Here is an 18,831-nt window from a genome sequence, read left to right on the forward strand (position 1 = left end):
CGGGCATTCCGTGGAATGGCGGGGCGGTGTCGGATTGCGGGGACGCCGCAGGTACGTCCATGTAGGCTTGGCAGCCGCATCCATGCGGCTGACACCCCGCAATCCGACACCGCCCCACCCCCGACAGGTTCCTGGTGACGGTGGTAGATCCACGCCATGCGTGGATGAAATCTGTCGGATCTCGAATTGAATCCGGGGTCAGATCCGTTTTCCTGCGGAAAACGGATCTGATCCCAGGAGCCATTCCGACAGCTCGCAGGAAACTGTCGAAGGCGGGGCGGGTCCGGTTGCGGGGGCGTGAGCGCCATGGATGGCGCGACCGAGCATCCATGGACGGATTCACGGCGTCCCCCGCAACCGGACCCACCCCGCCATCCCACGGGAAACCCGCTGTTGCTTCGGCTGTTGCTTCTGAGGTTGCCGGCCAGCGGCCGGCACTACGGCGGGTGCAGGGCGCAGCCCTGCCGATACCCCTCCCCCCGGCCGGGCTGGCAGAATAGACGTCTCTGCCGTTATCCGAAGCCGACGATGCGCCTCTCCCAGTTCCACCTGCACACCACCAAGGAAACCCCCAGCGACGCCGAGCTGACCAGCCATCGGCTGATGCTGCGCGCGGGCATGATCCGCAAGCTGGCATCGGGCCTGTACACCTGGTCGCCGCTGGGCCTGCGCGTGCTGCGCAAGGTCGAGCGCATCGTTCGCGAGGAAATGGACCGGGCCGGCGCGGTGGAATTCCAGATCCCGACCATCCAGCCGAAGGAACTGTGGGAGCAGACCGGCCGCTGGCAGAAGTTCGGCCCGCAGCTGCTGAAGATCAAGGACCGCAAGGACCAGGTTTTCTGCTACAGCCCGACCGCCGAAGAAGCCGCCTGCGACTTCGCGCGCAGCGAGCTGTCCAGCTACAAGCAATTGCCGGTGAACTTCTACCAGATTCAGACCAAGTTCCGCGACGAGATCCGCCCGCGCTTTGGCGTGATGCGCGCGCGCGAGTTCCTGATGAAGGACGCCTATTCGTTCCACCTGCACGATGAGTGCCTGGTGCGCGAGTACGAGAACATGAAGTCGGCCTACAGCCGCATCTTCACCCGCCTCGGCCTGGACTTCCGCATGGTGCAGGCGGACTCCGGCGCGATCGGTGGCGATGCTTCGCAGGAGTTCCACGTGATCGCCGATTCCGGCGAAGACGCCCTGGTGTTCTCCACCGGTTCGGACTACGCGGCCAACATGGAGGCGGCGATCGCCGCCGATCCGGCACCGCGTGCGGCCGCCTCCGAAACAATGCGCAAGGTGGATACCCCCACCCAGAAGACCTGCGAGGACGTCGCGGCCCTGCTCGGCATCGACCTGCAGCGCACGGTGAAGTCGGTGGCACTGATCGCCGGCGAAGGCGAGGCACAGCAGTTCGTGCTGGTGCTGGTGCGTGGCGACCATGAGGTCAACGAGATCAAGCTGGCCAAGGTGGCCGGGCTGGACGAGCAGCGCTTCGCCAGCGAGGCGGAAATCGCCGAGTACCTGGGCAGCGTGCCAGGCTTCCTCGGCCCGGTCGCGCCGGCCAAGGCCATCCGCGTGGTCGCCGATCGCGAAGTGGCGGCAATGTCCGACTTCGTCGTCGGCGCCAACGAGGCCGGTTTCCACCTGGCAGGCGTCAACTGGGGCCGCGACCTGCCGGAACCGGAAGTGGCCGACATCCGCAACGTGCGTGCCGGTGATCGTGCTGTGGACGGCGGTGAACTGAAGATCGCCCGTGGCATCGAAGTCGGCCACGTGTTCCAGCTCGGCCGCAAGTACGCCGAAGCGCTGGATGCCACCGTGCTGGATGAAAACGGCAAGGCGGCGGTGATGGCGATGGGCTGCTACGGTATCGGTATCTCGCGCGTGGTGGCTGCCGCGATCGAACAGAACCATGACGATGCCGGCATCATCTGGCCGGACGCGATGGCGCCATGGCAGGTCGTGGTGTGCGTGATCAACCCGAAGGGCGATGCCGCTGTGGCTGACGCTGCAGCCAATCTGCTGCAGGAGCTGCGCGACGCCGGCCTGGACGCCGCGCTCGACGATCGCGGCCTGCGCCCGGGCGCGATGTTCGCCGACATGGAACTGATCGGCATCCCGCACCGCGTGGTGGTCAGCGAACGCGGCCTGGCCGCCGGCACCTACGAGTACCGCGCGCGCTGCGCCAGCGAGGCGGAGAGCCTGGACAAGGCCACCCTGCTGCAGCGACTGCAGGGCTGACGTGGAAAGACCGGGGCCTGCCCCGGTCTTTTTTTCTGCCTGCGGCCTTCCCCAATATTGCAGCGGACATAATCCGGTCAAAATCGCAGCCACGGTGCTGGTATGCCGCCACGGCATGTCCTGCCTGCATTTGTGCTGTGATTAATTCATCTCTATTCTGTCCGCCGACGCCATGGACTGGCTTGTCCCGTCCACACATTAGTTTCCGGAGTAACCGTAAATGAGCATTGACCTGACCGGCCTGTCAGCACGCGAGCTGGGCGCCCTGATCCGTACCGCCAAGAAGCAGCAGACCATCGTCGCCAAGCGCCGGCCGATCACCAAGGTGCGCGCCCAGCTGACCAAGCTGGCCAAGACCGAGGGCTACACCATCGAGGAACTGTTCGGCGACGCCCCGGCCCCGCGCGCGCGCAAGGTGGCCAAGGTCGCCAAGGCACCGTCGAAGACCGCCGGCCGCAAGCTGGGCAAGGTTGCCCCGAAGTACCGCAACCCGGCCAACCCCAAGGAAACCTGGACCGGCCGTGGCAAGCAGCCGCGCTGGATGGCTGAACTGACCGCCAAGGGCAACAAGAAGCCGGAAGATTTCCTGATCAAGAAGGCCTGAGGCCGGATCGGGGAGCAATGAAAAACGCCGGCGAAAGCCGGCGTTTCCTGTTTGTAGAGCCGCGCCCACGCTCGGCTATCCATATATGCAAAGCCGAGCATGGGCTCGGCTCTACAGGGTCTTGCGCGCCGGCATCAGCAGGTTGCCGAACAGCAGGCCCGCCACCAGCGCCATCACCACGTTCAGAACGGTGAGGAACACGCTCTGGCCGGCGCCCACGTCCTGCTGCTGGACCAGGGTCAGCACGCCACGCAGGCTGGTGCTGCCGGGCACCATCATGATGATGCCCGGCAGGCGGATGATCGCGCCCGGACGCCCGACCAGGCGACCGAACAGGTTGCCACCGGCGGTCAGCAGCATTGCCGACAGGAAGATACCGGCCGGTGCGCCCCAGGCATGGCCGCCGAACTTGGAGATCGCATAACCGGCCACCGAGGCGGCAATCACCCACGGATAATCGCGGCGATTGGCCTTGAACAGCATCGCGAAGGCAAACGCGGCGGTCAGCAGCGAGCCCCACTCCACCCACGGCCCCTGCGGACGCGCGGCCCGGATCACCGGATCCAGGCCGAGCACATCGGCCAGGGTCACCGCGATCATCGCGCCGACGCTGAGCTTCATGATGGTGGTCAGCGCGCCGGCAAAGCGCGCGGTACCCGATACCCAGTGCTGGCTGGCCAGCTCATTGACCGCATTGGTCAGCGACATGCCGGGCAGCAGCACCACCAGCGAGGCGATGATCACCGTATTGAGGTTGAGCGCACCAATGAACGACGCGACCAGGGTGGCGACCATGCCGGCCAGCAGCGCGGCCAGTGCCTCGGCGGCTTCGCGGGTGGCCGGGCGGCGATCGGTGACCATGCCGAGCAGGCCGATCATCAGGCCGATGACACCGGCGGTGGCGATGTCCAGCCACGGCAGCTTCCACATGCCGGCCACGCCCGCCGCGCCGAGGGTGAACGACAGGATGGTGCGCAGCTTGCCGCGCCGGCCCGGATCCTTGTCCAGCTGGCGCAGCGCAGTGTGGCCCTGGGCGATGCTCATCCGCCCGTTGGACACTTCTTCGGCGATGTGGTCGGCAACGCTGAGCTTGTGCAGGTCGTTCTCACCCGGTGCCAGGCGGATCACGCGGGTGATGTCGCTGGAGCCGATCGCCTGGGCCGGGTCGCTGAAGCTGAGGATGATACCGGTGGGATTCGACCACGGTTCACAATCCAGATCGAGCTGGCGGGCCAGGGCAACCACCGCCGTCTCCAGGCGCTGGGCCGTGGTGCCATAGCTGTGCAGGCGTCCGGCGATCTCGGAAACGAAGGCCACGCGCTGTGCGTAGGTGGCCTGGGGCGTGGGGATCGTGTGAGCATCTGCGGACATGCGCCGTAGTATTACCTACGCTGGGGCCCGCCGGAGAAATTCATCCAAGTTCGACGCGAAGCCCGATACAGAACGGTTATGCTGCGACCCGAATGGCCCACGTCACCCCGAACCACGCCCCCCAGCTCGAACAGGATGCCCACGACCCGGGCCTGATCCGCCTGTCCGGCACCTGGACCTTGAAGACCGCGCTGGCCGCGGCCGAAGTCCTGCGCGGCGTTCCCGACGCGCTGACCGGCATCGATGCCACCGGCATCGAGCAGCTCGATTCGGCCGGCGTGCTGCAGGTACTGCGCGTGGCCCATCGTGCCGACCTCCACGAAGACGCACTGCAGTTCCGCGCGGACCACCAGGCGCTCGTATGCACCATCGAGGAAGTGGCCGATGACCGGCCCAAGCCCAAGCGCGACTTCGGTGTGCTGGCCGCGCTGGAACGGCTGGGCGTCAGCGTCCACACCACCGGCCACAATATCAAGGCGCTGTGCAGCTTCCTTGGCGAGAACCTGGTCAAGGCGGCCCGGCTGGTCAAGGAACCGCGCCGCTTCCGGCTGACCGCCACCGTGCATCAGATGGAGCAGGTCGGGCTGGATGCGGTGCCGCTGGTGGCGCTGTTGTCCTACCTGGTGGGTGCGGTGATCGCGTTCCTCGGCTCGACCATCCTGCGCGACTTCGGCGCCGAGATCTACGTGGTCGAGCTGGTCAACATCGCCTTCCTGCGCGAGTTCGCGGTGCTGCTGACCGCGATCGTGCTGGCCGGCCGCACCGCCAGTGCGTTCACCGCGCAGATCGGTGCGATGAAGGCACGGGAGGAGATCGATGCGATGCGTACGCTGGGCCTGGACCCGGTCGACCTGCTGGTGCTGCCACGCTTGCTGGCGCTGCTGGTCACCCTGCCCTTGCTGACCTTCATCGCGATGATCGCCGGCCTGGCCGGCGGCATCACCGTCGGTGCGTTCGACCTCGACATCCCGCCGCAGATGTACATCGCGCGCATGCATGAGACGATGGAAGTGCGGCACCTGCTGGTGGGCCTGTCGAAGGCGCCGGTATTCGCCCTGGTGATCGGCCTGATCGGCTGCCTGGAAGGGCTGAAGGTGGAAGGCACCGCCCAGTCGGTGGGCGAACGCACCACCTCCAGCGTGGTGCAGACCATCTCGCTGGTGATCATCATCGACGCCTTCGCGGCGTTGTGGTTCATGCACATGGACTGGTGACATGAGCACATCCGCCCTCCCCGAATCCATCGACATGCGCGACGACCAGGGCCACGAACTGGCCATCCGCGTGCGTAGCCTGGTCAACCGCTTCGGCAGCCAGACCGTGCACGAAGACCTGGATCTGGACGTACGCCGCGGCGAGATCCTGGGCGTGGTCGGCGGCTCCGGCACCGGCAAGTCGGTGCTGATGCGCTCGATCCTCGGCCTGCGTGTGCCGGATGCTGGGCAGATCGAAGTCCTCGGCCGCGATGCGCGTGCCGACGACGCCGAGAGCCGCCTGCACATCGAACGCAATACCGGTGTGCTGTTTCAGGACGGTGCCCTGTTCTCGTCGCTGACCGTGGGTGAGAACGTCCAGGTGCCGTTGAAGGAACACCACCGCGAACTGCCCGAGCGCTGGCACTACGAACTGGCGCTGCTGAAAGTGAAACTGGCCGGCCTGCCCGCCGACGCGATCAACAAGCTGCCCTCGCAGCTGTCCGGCGGCATGCGCAAGCGCGCAGGCCTGGCCCGGGCGCTGGCGCTGGATCCGCCGTTGCTGTTCCTGGACGAACCCACCGCCGGCCTCGACCCGATCGGCGCGGCCGCGTTCGACCGCCTGATCAAGACGCTGCAGGAAGCGCTGGGGCTGACCGTGTTCCTGATCACCCACGACCTGGACACCCTGTACGCCATCTGCGACCGCGTGGCCGTGCTGGCCGACCGCAGGGTCGTTGCCAATGCGCCGCTGCCGGACATCGAGAAACTGGATCATCCGTGGATCCAGGAATACTTCCACGGACCCCGCGCGCGCGCCGCGCGTGGCGAACAGATCGAGAGTGCCTGAGCCATGGAAACCAAAGCCAACTACGTGCTGATCGGCGCGTTCACCCTGATCACCGGCCTGGCCCTGCTGGCCTTCGGCCTGTGGGCGGCCAAGTACTCCTCCGACCGCACCTGGCAGGAGTACCGCGTGGTGTTCCGCGAAGCGGTGACCGGCCTGTCGGTGGGCAGCCCGGTGCAGTACAACGGCATCGCGGTGGGCTCGATCACCGAACTGAACCTGGTGCCGGACGACCCGCGCCAGGTGGTCGCGCGCATCCGCCTGAACTCCAACACGCCGGTCAAGACCGATACCCGCGCCAAGCTGGCGATCACCAGCCTGACCGGCCCGTCGATCATCCAGCTCAGCGGCGGCACGCCGCAGTCGCCGGCGCTGACCACGGTCAACAAGGACCCGGCACCGATCATCCCAACTACGCCCTCGGCGCTGCAGAACATCACCGACGTGGCCAACCGCATCGTCGAGCGCATGGACCAGATCCTCAGCGACCGCAACGTGGCCTCGATCAACGCGACGCTGGCCAACCTGGAGACGATCAGCGGAGGCCTGGCCGACCGTGACCAGGGCACGCAGGCGCTGCTGCTCAGCGCGCGCGATGCCGCCCGCAGCCTGGACACCACGCTGAAGACCACCAACGGCACCATCGAGCGCCTGGACAGGAACCTGGTGCAGCAGCTGCCCGGCATCATCGACAAGCTCGACACGACCCTGGCCAAGCTCGATTCGGCCGCCGGCAACGCCGATTCGATCCTTGGCGAGAACCGCGCCGCGATCAACAGCTTTGCCAACGATGGCCTTGGCCAGCTGGGCCCGACGCTGACCGAACTGCGCGGCCTGATCCGCGACCTGCGCCGGGTCAGCGACCGCCTCGAGAACAACCCCGCGCGCTACCTGCTGGGCCGCGACGCACCGAAGGAGTTCGAACCCAAATGAGCCCGACCACCCTTCCGCGCCTGCTGCTGGCCGCTTCGATGGTCACCCTGCTGGGTGGCTGCTCCATCCTCGGCAGCAGCGAGAAAACCGCGGTGACGCTGTACTCGCCGTCCGTGCAGGTCAAGGCGGACCCGGCGTGGCCGCAGGCCCGATGGCAGCTGGTGCTGGCAAAGCCCAGCGCCGCGCGCATGGTCGACAGCCCGCGCATCAACGTGCGGCCGACGCCGTCGCAGCTGGAGATCTACAAGGGGGCCAGCTGGGCGCAGCCGGCCACCGACATGATCGAGGACACCCTGTTGCGCGGCTTCGAGGATTCCGGCCGCATCCGCGGCGTGGCCCGCAGCACTGCCGGCATCCGCGCCGACTACAAGCTGTCCACCGACGTGCGCCGCTTCGAATCGGATTACCAGGGACAAGCCACGCCGACGGTAGTGATCGAGGTCAACGCCAAGCTGATCCACGTCGCCGACCAGCGCGTGGTGGCCGACCGCACCTTCCGCCAGGCGCAGCCGGTCGGCAGCACCGATGTGCCGGCGGTGACCGCAGCGTTCGAGCGCGGCCTGCAGCAGCTGGCGCAGGATGTGGTGGGCTGGACGCTGGTGAGCGGGCAGAACGACACGGCGACGCCGAAGCGTTGAATCGCAGCCACTGCGCTCGCCGGGCATGGCCCGGCGCTACCGTCGCGCGATCCTGGTAGCGCCGGGCCATGCCCGGCGGCACCCAAGCAAGGCCATGCGATAATCAGACGCCACGGCCCATTCCCCCGCTGATGCCCGCATCCGTTTCCATCGCCGTCTGCACGTATAACGGTGAGCGCTTCCTGCAGGAGCAGCTCGACAGCCTGCTGGCACAGACGCGCCGCCCCGACCAGATCGTGATCCGCGACGATGTATCGTCCGACGGCACGCTGGCGCTGCTGCAGGCCTTCGTGCCGCGTGCCGAAGCCGTGGGCATCGCGGTAGACCTGCAGGTGAACCCCGAGAACGTCGGCTATCGACGGAACTTCGATGGCGCACTGCGTGCCTGCACCGGCGAGATCATCTTCCTGTGTGACCAAGACGATGTCTGGCATGCCAACAAGCTCGCGCGGTTCTGCACCGAGTTCGATGCGCGGCCTGGCTTGCGCGTCCTGCACTGCGACGCGCGCCTGATCGATGATGCAGCCCAGCCCATGCCGCAGACCCTGTTCAGCGCGCTGCACTACGGGGCTGCGCAACGGGCACGGATGCATGCCGGCGGCGGGTTCCGATTGATGCTCAAGCGCAAGCTGATGACCGGTGCTGCGATGGCATTGCACCGGTCGGTCCTGGCCGATGCACTTCCGCTGCCGGCATCGGACTGGGTGCACGACGCCTGGATCGGCACACTGGCTGCCATGCGCGGGGAGATCGACAGCCTTTCCGAGACACTCATTGATTACCGCTTGCACAGCAACAATCAGTTGGGCCTTGGTGGCAACGATGCCACGCCACGCGGGGTACGACGCAAGCGCCAGTTGGAAAGCGAGCGTGTGGAATGCAGCCAGCTGCTGGAGCGCGCGCAGGCGCGTGGCCTTCCTGCTGCCCAGCTGGCCTGGGTCGAACGCAAGCGACGTCATGTCGACGTGCGCGCCAGCCTGCCGAGTTCGCGCCTGCAGCGCATCCCGGCGGTAGTGGGCGAACTGCTGCGCGGCAACTATGGCCACTTCGGCCGTGGCGTGCTGTCTGCCGGCATCGATCTGTTGCGCGCCTGACACGTCGGCCCAGGATCAGCCGAGCTGGATCCACCGGAACGTCAGGTTGATCCGCTCGCCCTGCACCCGCGTCATCTTCGGCAACGCGTGCTGGTAGAAGCGCTGGGTCTGCCCGGCCATCAGCAGCAGGTCACCATGGCCCAGCTCGAATTCAGCCTTGCGCGCCGGGTCATCGCGGCGGCGCAGCAGGAAACGGCGTGTAGCGCCCAGGCTCAGCGAAGCGATCACCGGGGCGGGCCCCAGCTCCGGCTCGTCATCACTGTGCCAGCCCATGTAATCACCGCCACCACGGTAGCGGTTCAGCAGCACGCTGTTGAAGTGGCCGTGACCCTCGGCTTCCAGGCGCCCGCGCACGGCCCGCAGCACGGGCGGCCATGGGTGCGGCACGAACTCGGCACCGGAATAGCGATAGCGGGCCTGCGGGTCGCCGATCCAGCAGCTCAGCCGTGGCGAGTCCACCCAGTTGCCGAACATACGGATGCGGTGGACCTCCCACCGCACGTCGGCCAGCAGCGCCCCCATGAGCCGGTCGGCGTCGGCAGCGGCCAGCCAGCCCGGCAGGTGCTGGACGTCGGCGTCGGGCAGGTCATGGGGAAACAGCATGGCACCCCTTTGAGAAACAGGGCGGCCCTAGGCCGCCCTTGCACCTTCAGTCGCGCAGGAACGCGACGCCGGTCTTTTCCTTCAGCTCGTCATCACTGACACCCGGCGCGGCCTCCACCAGCAGCAGGCCCTTATCAGTCACGTCGAACACGGCCAGGTCGGTGATGATGCGGTCGACCACGCCCACGCCGGTCAGCGGCAGCGTGCATTCGGCCAGGATCTTGTGCTCACCGTTTTTGGCGGTGTGCTCCATCAGCACCACCACGCGCTGCACGCCGGCCACCAGGTCCATCGCACCGCCCATGCCCTTGACCATCTTGCCGGGCACCATCCAGTTGGCCAGATCGCCCTTGTGGGTCACCTGCATGGCACCGAGGATGGCCAGGTTGACGTGGCCACCGCGGATCATCGCGAAGCTGTCGTGGCTGCCGAAGTAGCTGGCGCCCGCACGTGCGGTGACCGTCTGCTTGCCGGCATTGATCAGGTCGGCGTCGACTTCAGCGTCGGTTGGGAACGGGCCGATGCCGAGCAGGCCGTTTTCCGACTGCAGCCATACATCCACGCCTTCGGGAATGTGGTTGGCAACCAGCGTCGGCAGGCCGATGCCCAGGTTCACGTAGGCGCCATCGGTCAGTTCCTGGGCGGCACGGGCCGCCATTTCATCGCGGGTCCACGCCATGTCAGTTGCCCTCCGCGCGGATGGTGCGCTGTTCGATTCGCTTCTCAGGATGCGCGTTGTGCACGATGCGGTGCACATAGATGCCCGGCAGGTGCACCTGGTCCGGGTCGATGGCGCCGACCGGCACGACCTCTTCAACCTCCACGATGCAGACCTTGCCGGCCATCGCACAGGCCGGGTTGAAGTTGCGTGCGGTCTTGCGGAACACCAGGTTGCCAGCCTCGTCGGCCTTCCAGGCCTTGACCAGCGCCACGTCGGCGCGCAACGCGGTTTCCATCACGTAGTGCTTGCCGTCGAACTCGCGGGTCTCCTTGCCCTCGGCCACCACCGTGCCATAGCCGGTGGCAGTGAAGAACGCGGGGATGCCCGCGCCGCCGGCACGCAGGCGCTCGGCCAGGGTGCCCTGCGGGTTGAACTCCAGCTCCAGTTCACGGGCCAGGAACTGCCGTTCGAACTCCTTGTTCTCGCCCACATAGGACGAGATCATCTTCTTGATCTGCCGCGTTTCCAGCAGCTGGCCCAGCCCGAAGCCATCGACGCCGGCATTGTTGGAGATCACGGTCAGGCCCTTGACGCCACTGTCGCGCAGCGCAGCGATCAGCGCCTCGGGAATGCCGCACAGGCCGAAGCCGCCCACGGCCAGGGTCTGGCCATCGGCGACCACCCCCTGCAGGGCCTCCGCCGCACTGGCGTAGTGCTTGCCGCGCTTTCCGCCGGAAGTCGATTGCTGCATTGCTGTACTACCCTGCACGTTGAGGATGACGGCATTCTAGCTGGAGGGCGGCGAAGGGCCTGGATGCGCCGCAGCATTGACGGAGCACCGGGCGGGCATTGGGTAGAATGGGCGATTCCCCCAGAAGGGTGCTTCAGCGCCTGCGCCCCTCCATTTACGATGACGCTGACCTTCACCGATGAAGACCTGTTCCGCTGGATCGACGAATGGACACTGCAGAAGAGCGAGCAGTGCCTGGGGGGCGTGCGCAACCGGCAACTTCGCGAGGGCCTGCTGACGGCCGAGGTGCAGGGTTCGGCCAGGCATCCCTACCACGTGGAGATCGATCTGGCCGCCAGTATGCGCACCGCGCGCAGCCGCCTGCAGAGTGCCTGCTCCTGCCCCGTCGGCCGCGCCTGCAAGCATGTGGCGGCGGTGCTGGTCTCCCACATGCTGCAACCGGTGGCCACGGACGACGAGGGCCCCCTGACCGAACAGGATCTGGCGCAACCGCCGCGTGCTGAGCTGCTGGCGGAGCTTTCGCGTTGGCAGAGCGCCCGTATCCAGCCGCCTCGGCCACGCCGGAACGGTGTCATCTTCGAACTGTCCACCTACAACCATCGCCCCGCCGTGCTGGTCCGGCGCGTCAAGTACGGTGCCGATGGTGCGATCAGCCCGGGCAAGTGGATGGATATCACCGCAGACCTGCTGCTGGAGCCTCCCGCATACCTCACCCCAACTGATCTGGCGGTGATGATCCAGCTACGCACCCAGCGGCAGCCCGCGACGAAAGACGAATGGATCGACTTCGCGGCCACCCTGCAGCTGATCGTCTCCAGCGGCCATGGCTGGGTCTCATGTGGTACGCAGGACGTGCCGGCCCGGTCGGGCGCTCCACGCCGCGGCGAACTGGGCTGGGCCGTTGACATGGCGCAGGGCGCGACGCTGCTGGAACCCACGTTGAGCGTGGAGGGCGGCGCCAGAGGCGTGGTCCTGGGCCGGAGTGCGTGCTATCTGGACCCGGTCACCGGCGAGGTCGGTCCACTGCAGCTGGATGTCAGGCCCGAAGACGCCGACGCGTTCCTGAGCCTGCCCAGTTTGTTACCCAATGAAGCGTCGGTGGTCGCACAGATGCTGCAGCAGATCGACCCTGCGCTGCCGCGCCCCGGTGCAAGCGACACGCTGCCCACCCTGCAGATCACTTCGATGATTCCTGTGCTGCGCCTGCATACGATCGAGTTCCGGCCGGCATGGCTTGGCCGTGGCGACGCTTCGCAATGGGCCGATATCGCGACCGTGGCCTTCGAATACGACGAGCACATCCGGTTCCTGGACGATCCGAGCCTGTTCGCACACGATCCGGAGGGCCAGCTTGCCCTGCTGCCCCGCGACCTGGCTGAGGAATCACGGCGTGAGGCCGAGCTGCGCACGGTGGGACTGCATCGCGACACGGCTCCGCGGGCGCCATTGGAGGGCGCAGGACCTCAGTTCCAGCTGCGCACCCATGACTGGACACGGTTTCTGCTGGACGACGTGCCGCGCCTGGAAGCCTTGGGCTGGAAGGTGGAGACGGACGACGATTTCCGCCATCGCATCACCCGGGTGGATGTGATCGACCTGGACATCCAGGCGGACCCGGCGGATACGGGCTGGTTCAACCTGGGCCTGGACATTCAGGTGGAAGGCCGCAACGTGTCGATGGTTCCGCTGCTGCAGCAGGTGCTGCAGTCCGATCCCCGCTGGATGCGTGGCCAGCTGGACGCCATCGGCGACGATGAAAACATCCTGTTGACGACGGGCGACAACACGTGTCTGGCACTGCGGGCCGCACGACTGAAGCCGATCATGGCCCTGTTGGCGGACCTGTTCGCCCAGCGCGGCGCGCCGCTGCGCCTGTCTGCGCTTGACCGTGGCCGCCTGCAGGCGCTGCAGGACACGGCGCACCTGCAGTTCCGGGGGCGCAAGGACACCCAGGCGCTGGTGCAGCGGCTGATGCAGGCACCCGCATTGGGTGAAGTGCCGCCGCCGGCAGGGCTGGTGGCAACGCTGCGTCCCTATCAGCGCGAAGGCCTGTCGTGGCTGCAGTACCTGCGCCAGCAGGGCCTGGGCGGCGTGCTGGCCGATGACATGGGGCTGGGCAAGACCGTACAGACGCTGGCGCATGTGCTGGTCGAGAAGGAAGCCGGCCGCCTGGACCGTCCAGCGCTGCTGGTGGTGCCCACTTCGCTGCTGCACAACTGGCAGAGCGAAGCGGCACGCTTCACCCCGGGCCTGCGCGTGCTGACTCTGCATGGGCCGGCACGTGAAACGCTGTTCGAGGCGATTCCCGGGCACGACCTTGTACTGACCACCTACCCCCTGCTGTGGCGCGACGAGCAGGCGCTGCAGGCACATCCCTACCATCTGCTGATTCTGGATGAAGCCCAGCAGGTGAAGAATCCGAAATCACGTGCGGCCATCACCCTGCGCACGCTGCAGGCGCGCCACCGGCTGTGCCTGACCGGCACGCCGCTGGAAAACCACCTGGGCGAACTGTGGACGCAGTTCGACTTCCTGCTGCCCGGCCTGCTCGGCAGCGAGAAACAGTTCAACCAGCATTGGCGCCATCCGATCGAACGTGGCAGCGACCATCGCCGCGCCACCTTGCTGGCGCAACGGCTGCGTCCGTTCATCCTGCGCCGGCGCAAGGACCAGGTGGCGTCAGAGCTTCCGCCCAAGACCGTCATTACCCGCGCGGTGGAGATGGAGGGCGGCCAGCGTGATCTCTATGAAACCGTGCGTGCGGCAATGGAAAAGCAGGTCCGCGAGGCCATCAGCGGCAGCGGGCTGGCGCGCAGCCATATCGTGGTACTGGATGCGTTGCTGAAGCTGCGCCAGGTCTGCTGCGATCCGCGCCTGCTGCCTGGTGATGCCCCGGCGCGCAATGGCGGTTCGGCCAAACTGGAGCTGCTGCGCGAGATGCTGCCGTCGATGGTCGAGGAGGGCCGGCGCATCCTGTTGTTCTCGCAGTTCAGCGGCATGCTGGCGTTGATCGCGCAGGCGTTGGATGATCTGGGCCTGGCCTATGTGACCCTGACCGGCGACACCCAGGACAGGGCCACGCCGGTGCAGCGCTTCATGCAAGGCGAGGTGCCGGTGTTCCTGATCAGCCTGAAGGCAGGTGGCGTCGGGTTGAATCTGACCGCCGCCGATACCGTCATCCACTTCGATCCGTGGTGGAACCCGGCGGCCGAAAACCAGGCCAGCGATCGCGCCCATCGCATCGGCCAGCAGCAGCCGGTGTTCGTTTACCGGCTGATCGCCGCAGGCAGCATCGAAGAACGGATTGCCGAGCTGCAGGAACGCAAGGCCACGCTGGCCGACTCCATTCTCGAAGGCGGCGGCGCTACGGGGCCGCGCTTCAGCGAAGAAGACGTGCAGGCGCTGCTGGCGCCGTTGCCGGGGCTGCCCGGCAAGCGTTTGCGTAAAGCGGGCAAGCGGTCGACGCGAACCTGACCCTCGGACGCCAGTCACGTGGCGTTGCGCCATGGAAACGATTCCCATACCGGGCTGGCGGTACAATCAGGGGCTGTGCCCACATCGGACCTGATCGATGCCCCTGCCCGCCTTCAAGGCCTATGACATCCGTGGCCGCGTCCCGGAAGAACTGAACGAAGACCTCGCCCGCCGCATTGGCGTAGCCTTGGCCGCTCAGCTCGCCCCAGGCCCCGTGGTCCTGGGTCATGACGTCCGCTTGACCAGCCCGGCACTGCAGGACGCGCTAGCCGCCGGCCTGCGTGGCGTGGGCCGCGAAGTGATCGACATCGGCCTGTGCGGCACTGAGGAGGTCTACTTCCAGACTGACCACCTGAGCGCCGCGGGCGGCGTGATGGTGACTGCCAGCCACAACCCCATGGACTACAACGGGATGAAATTGGTCAAGGAAAACGCACGGCCAATCAGTTCCGATACCGGCTTGTTCGCGATCTCCGACGCGGTGGCCGCCGATACCGGCAGCGCACAGCCACCTGTTGCGGCACAGACCGCGCGCCACGACAAGAGCGCCTACATCGATCACCTGCTGGGCTACGTGGACGCCGGCAAGCTCAAGCCGCTGAAGCTGGTGGTCAACGCCGGCAACGGCGGCGCCGGTGCCATCGTCGACCTGCTGGCGCCGCACCTGCCGCTGGAATTCATCCGTATCTGCCATGAACCCGATGGCAACTTCCCCAACGGCATCCCCAACCCGCTGCTGCCGGAGAACCGCGCCGCCACCGCCGAGGCCGTGCGCGAACACGGTGCCGACTTCGGCATCGCCTGGGACGGTGACTTCGACCGCTGTTTCTTCTTCGACCACACCGGCCGTTTCATCGAAGGCTATTACCTGGTCGGCCTGCTGGCAAAGGCCATCCTCGCCCGCCAGCCCGGTGGCAAGGTCGTACACGACCCGCGCCTGCTCTGGAACACGGTGGAAATGGTCGAAGCCGCCGGCGGCGTGCCGGTGCTGTGCAAGAGCGGCCACGCCTTCATCAAGGAGAAGATGCGCGCCGAGGATGCGGTGTATGGCGGCGAAATGAGCGCCCACCACTACTTCCGCGAGTTCGCCTACGCAGACTCCGGGATGATCCCGTGGCTGCTGATCGCCCAGCTGATTTCGGAAAGCGGACGTTCACTGGCCGATTGGGTCGAAGATCGCATGGCGGCCTATCCGTGCAGCGGAGAAATCAACTTCAAGGTGGCAGATGCCAAGGCCGCCGTGGCACGCGTGATGGAGCACTTCGCCGCGCAGGCGCCCGCGCTGGACTACACCGATGGCATCAGCGCCGATTTCGGCGACTGGCGCTTCAACCTGCGCAGTTCCAACACCGAACCGCTGCTGCGCCTGAATGTCGAAGCACGCGGTGATGCTGCGCTGATGCAGGCGCGCACCGACGAAATTTCCCACCTCCTTCAGCAATAACCAAGGAAGACCATGAGCATCATTCAGCCCGTCATTCTCTCCGGTGGCTCCGGCACCCGCTTGTGGCCGCTGTCACGTGAGTCCTACCCGAAGCAGTTCCTGCCACTGGCCGGTGAGGAGACCATGCTGCAGGCTACCTGGCAGCGGGTGGCCCCCATTGCCAGCCGGGGGCCACTGGTGATCGCCAACGAGGAACACCGCTTCGTCGCCGCCGAGCAGCTGCACCAGGTCGGTGCCGAGCCGGCTGCGATCATCCTCGAGCCAATGGGGCGCAACACGGCGCCGGCCATCGCGGTAGCGGCATTGGAAGCGACGCGCGACGGCGCCGATGCGCTCCTGCTGGTGCTGCCGTCGGACCACGTGATCAGCGATGAAGCCACCTTCCGCAGCGTCGTCCAGGCAGCCACCAGCGCTGCCGAGGCGGGCAAGCTGGTGACCTTCGGCATCGTGCCCACGGGCCCTGAAACCGGCTACGGCTACATCAAGGCCGCCGACGGCCAGGGCCTTCGCGCCGTCGAGCGCTTCGTCGAGAAGCCCGACCTGGACACCGCCACCGGGTACGTGGCCAGCGGCCAGTACTATTGGAACAGCGGCATGTTCCTGTTCAAGGCATCGCGCTACCTGCAGGAGCTGGAACGCTTCCAGCCGGAGATGCTTGCCGGCAGCCGCAGCGCATGGCAGCAGGCCCGCCGCGACACCGACTTCACGCGCCTGGACAAGGCCGCCTTCGCCGCCGTTGCCTCTGATTCCATCGACTACGCGGTGATGGAGAAGACCGCCGATGCGGTGGTGATCCCGCTCGACGCGGGTTGGAACGATGTCGGTTCGTGGACCGCACTGCGCGATGTCTCGCAGCAGGATGGCGACGGCAATGCCCATCAGGGCGATGTGATCGCCATCGACTGCCGCAACACCTATGCCTATGGCCAGCGCCTGGTGGCGATGGTCGGCCTGGACGATGTGATCGTGGTGGAGACCGACGATGCCGTACTGGTCGGCAAAGCCGACCGCATGCAGGAGGTCAAGACGGTGGTGTCACAGCTGAAGACCGAAGGCCGCAGCGAAGCGACCTGGCACCGCAAGGTCTATCGTCCGTGGGGCGCCTACGATTCGATCGACAACGGTGCCCGCTTCCAGGTGAAGCGGATCACGGTCAAGCCCGGCGGCACGCTGAGCCTGCAGATGCACCACCATCGTGCCGAACACTGGATCGTGGTCAGCGGCACCGCCGAGGTGACCCGTGGTGACGAAGTCATCCTGCTGAGCGAGAACCAGAGCACCTACATTCCGCTGGGCGTGACCCATCGCCTGCGCAACCCGGGCAAACTGCCGCTGGAACTGATCGAAGTGCAGTCCGGCAGTTACCTGGGCGAAGACGATATCGTTCGCTTCGAGGACACCTACGGGCGTAGCTGACGGGTTCAACCCTCAGCGTCGCTGAGCTCCGGCGCCCTCCAGGGGCGCCGGTTCGGCACGCTCCACAGGAAGGATCCGGCGAAGGGCCGGATCATCCAGATACAACTTGAGGCGGTTCGTGTCGGGATATGGCAGCTCGAACTCGCCCGCCTGCGGCGCACGGAGATCAGCGCCCGCAAGGTGACGCCGGACATTGTCCTGCTGCAGCCGCGCTGCCGCGCTGAAATGCTGGAGCTTGGCAACATCCTTTCCGATTCGGCCCAGCAATGGATATGCAACGACAAGCGCGAACAGGAGCACCGCTGCACGCCTTGCCGTGCGCAGTCGCGGCCCCTTCGACGCCAGGCCCCACAATTGGATGGCAAACCACGCGTTAGCAAACAAGCCAGGCACAAACAGTTCCGTATAGCGGGACATCGGCGCCCTCATGTCATGCCCGCGACCATATGCGATGGCCAATGCCTGAAGCGCAGACCAGATGCAGAGTCCTGCCATCACCAGATCGGTCGGCGACGCTTGCCGGCGGATCACCATGCGCACAACCATCACAGTGGCAGGCAGCCAGATGATCAGCGCGAACCCACCTGACCGCATGGGCCACGCCAGAACCCGGGACGCGGCGTAGATGAACTCGCCTACGCTCTGCGCACGCAAGACCGTATTGACCTCGATCACGGGAACCTGAGCGTAGGCGACCATCGCGACGGCCGCCAGCACTGCGGTTGCGCACAACGCCGGCACTCGTCGGCCGGGAAGGCAGATGCAGGCCAGGACACAGGTCGCAGCCGTTGCCGCTGCGGTCAATAGGCCCGACGCCATGGTGACACTGGCAAACACGCTCAGTGCGATCGCAGCAGGCAAAGCCACAATATTCTGATGATGCCTGGCCACCAGCGCGATGGCCACGATGCTGGACAGAATCAGGAAGTAGAACTGCGACTGGAAGCCCACGAGGAAGTTCTCCCATGCGAACGGCAGAACTGACAGCAGAATCGCCAACAGCAGCAGCATCCAGCGACCCACAGCAGCGCCCGCGTCGCGAAGCGCGTGCCAGACCAGCAATGCGGGGATGCAGCAGAACACGACGGCCGCGACCCGTGCTTCGTAGACATTGTTCCACTGCCCGGTGACTGCATACGACAGCAGAGTGACCATGCGCGTGGGCAGGATGCGATGCTCATTATGCGGCGCCAACAACATCTGCCACTGCAATGTTCCTTCCAGCCATGGCTTGAGCGCAGAGGCCCACTCCCCATCCCATTGATCCATGTAGGGCATCGGCGTAGCGAAGAACTGCACGTACAGCAGTCGTGCCAGCAGTGCCAGCGCACCAACACCCAGTGCCAGCATGAGTGGAGACCGATCCCGCGATGCGCGGGCGTGCAAACCAGGCAGATTCATGGAGCGTCCTTTCAGGTGCGAGCGCAGCACCTTCGACGCACTGCGGGGGAGAACCCAGCTGCGCATGGTAGTGCAGCAGCACCGGATTCGCGCGTACTCACGCTCAACAAAGCCTGGTTCGAAACATTGCACAGCGCGTGAAAGCAGAAACCCGGCCAAGGCCGGGCTT

Annotated in this window: 15 protein-coding genes; 10 read left to right on the top strand and 5 right to left on the bottom strand. The window is 66.3% G+C overall.

Annotated elements, in window-relative coordinates; genetic code table 11:
* Positions 1 to 528: 528 nt before the first annotated feature.
* Complete coding sequence (locus AC2A1N_RS00800; RefSeq protein ID WP_242893162.1) at positions 529 to 2,232, top strand: proline--tRNA ligase; 1,704 nt, start codon at positions 529 to 531, stop codon at positions 2,230 to 2,232.
* Positions 2,233 to 2,452: 220 nt separating this feature from the next.
* Entirely contained in the window at positions 2,453 to 2,836 is a 384-nt protein-coding gene (locus tag AC2A1N_RS00805; RefSeq protein ID WP_005415203.1) for an H-NS histone family protein, read from the top strand.
* 111 nt (positions 2,837 to 2,947) lie between these two features.
* On the opposite strand, the gene AC2A1N_RS00810 is transcribed toward AC2A1N_RS00805, so the two are convergent.
* Complete coding sequence (locus AC2A1N_RS00810) at positions 2,948 to 4,207, bottom strand: threonine/serine exporter family protein (protein WP_046428410.1); 1,260 nt, start codon at positions 4,205 to 4,207, stop codon at positions 2,948 to 2,950.
* A 92-nt stretch (positions 4,208 to 4,299) separates the two neighbouring features.
* Here AC2A1N_RS00810 and AC2A1N_RS00815 point away from each other — a divergent pair, with 92 nt between their 5' ends.
* The 5 genes from AC2A1N_RS00815 (at position 4,300) to AC2A1N_RS00835 (ending at position 8,912) form a co-directional block, all read left to right on the top strand.
* Positions 4,300 to 5,421 (top strand): ABC transporter permease, encoded by a 1,122-nt coding sequence (locus AC2A1N_RS00815; protein ID WP_134967780.1) that lies wholly within the window; start codon positions 4,300 to 4,302, stop codon positions 5,419 to 5,421.
* Position 5,422: 1 nt separating this feature from the next.
* Entirely contained in the window at positions 5,423 to 6,250 is an 828-nt protein-coding gene (locus AC2A1N_RS00820; RefSeq protein ID WP_242893165.1) for an ABC transporter ATP-binding protein, read from the top strand.
* 3 nt (positions 6,251 to 6,253) lie between these two features.
* Positions 6,254 to 7,180, top strand: coding sequence for an MlaD family protein (locus tag AC2A1N_RS00825; RefSeq protein ID WP_005415199.1), 927 nt, complete (start codon positions 6,254 to 6,256; stop codon positions 7,178 to 7,180).
* On the top strand, positions 7,177 to 7,818 hold the full coding sequence (locus AC2A1N_RS00830; protein WP_242893167.1) for an ABC-type transport auxiliary lipoprotein family protein: 642 nt from the start codon (positions 7,177 to 7,179) through the stop codon (positions 7,816 to 7,818). Before AC2A1N_RS00825 ends, AC2A1N_RS00830 begins: the two co-directional genes overlap by 4 nt.
* 131 nt (positions 7,819 to 7,949) lie before the next feature.
* Positions 7,950 to 8,912 (top strand): glycosyltransferase family 2 protein, encoded by a 963-nt coding sequence (locus tag AC2A1N_RS00835; RefSeq protein WP_242893169.1) that lies wholly within the window; start codon positions 7,950 to 7,952, stop codon positions 8,910 to 8,912.
* Between the two features lie 15 nt (positions 8,913 to 8,927).
* Here AC2A1N_RS00835 and AC2A1N_RS00840 read toward each other — a convergent pair whose 3' ends face one another.
* The 3 genes from AC2A1N_RS00840 to AC2A1N_RS00850 are packed head-to-tail and all read right to left on the bottom strand — an operon-like array spanning position 8,928 to position 10,927.
* Positions 8,928 to 9,515: an alpha-ketoglutarate-dependent dioxygenase AlkB family protein gene (locus AC2A1N_RS00840; protein ID WP_242893171.1), complete on the bottom strand. Its 588-nt coding sequence runs from the start codon at positions 9,513 to 9,515 to the stop codon at positions 8,928 to 8,930.
* Positions 9,516 to 9,561: 46 nt separating this feature from the next.
* A complete protein-coding gene (locus AC2A1N_RS00845) occupies positions 9,562 to 10,194 on the bottom strand; it encodes a CoA transferase subunit B (protein WP_242893173.1) in 633 nt (210 codons plus the stop codon).
* 1 nt (position 10,195) lies between these two features.
* The gene (locus AC2A1N_RS00850; protein WP_484371263.1) at positions 10,196 to 10,927 is read right to left on the bottom strand and encodes a CoA transferase subunit A; all 732 of its coding nucleotides are present in this window, start codon (positions 10,925 to 10,927) and stop codon (positions 10,196 to 10,198) included.
* Positions 10,928 to 11,086: 159 nt separating this feature from the next.
* Between AC2A1N_RS00850 and AC2A1N_RS00855 the strand changes: the two genes are divergently transcribed.
* The 3 genes from AC2A1N_RS00855 to AC2A1N_RS00865 all read left to right on the top strand — a co-directional run bounded on the left by AC2A1N_RS00855 (position 11,087) and on the right by AC2A1N_RS00865 (position 17,261).
* Positions 11,087 to 14,401: a DEAD/DEAH box helicase gene (locus tag AC2A1N_RS00855; RefSeq protein WP_484371265.1), complete on the top strand. Its 3,315-nt coding sequence runs from the start codon at positions 11,087 to 11,089 to the stop codon at positions 14,399 to 14,401.
* 97 nt (positions 14,402 to 14,498) lie between these two features.
* Positions 14,499 to 15,845, top strand: a complete 1,347-nt coding sequence (locus tag AC2A1N_RS00860; RefSeq protein WP_242893180.1) for a phosphohexomutase domain-containing protein — start codon at positions 14,499 to 14,501, stop codon at positions 15,843 to 15,845.
* A 12-nt stretch (positions 15,846 to 15,857) separates the two neighbouring features.
* Entirely contained in the window at positions 15,858 to 17,261 is a 1,404-nt protein-coding gene (locus tag AC2A1N_RS00865) for a mannose-1-phosphate guanylyltransferase/mannose-6-phosphate isomerase (protein ID WP_242893183.1), read from the top strand.
* A 12-nt stretch (positions 17,262 to 17,273) separates the two neighbouring features.
* Here the strand turns inward: AC2A1N_RS00865 and AC2A1N_RS00870 are convergent, their stop codons facing one another.
* Positions 17,274 to 18,662, bottom strand: a complete 1,389-nt coding sequence (locus AC2A1N_RS00870; RefSeq protein ID WP_484371268.1) for a hypothetical protein — start codon at positions 18,660 to 18,662, stop codon at positions 17,274 to 17,276.
* Positions 18,663 to 18,831: the final 169 nt, after the last annotated feature.

The sequence above is a fragment of the Stenotrophomonas maltophilia group sp. SKK55 genome, from assembly GCF_057179845.1.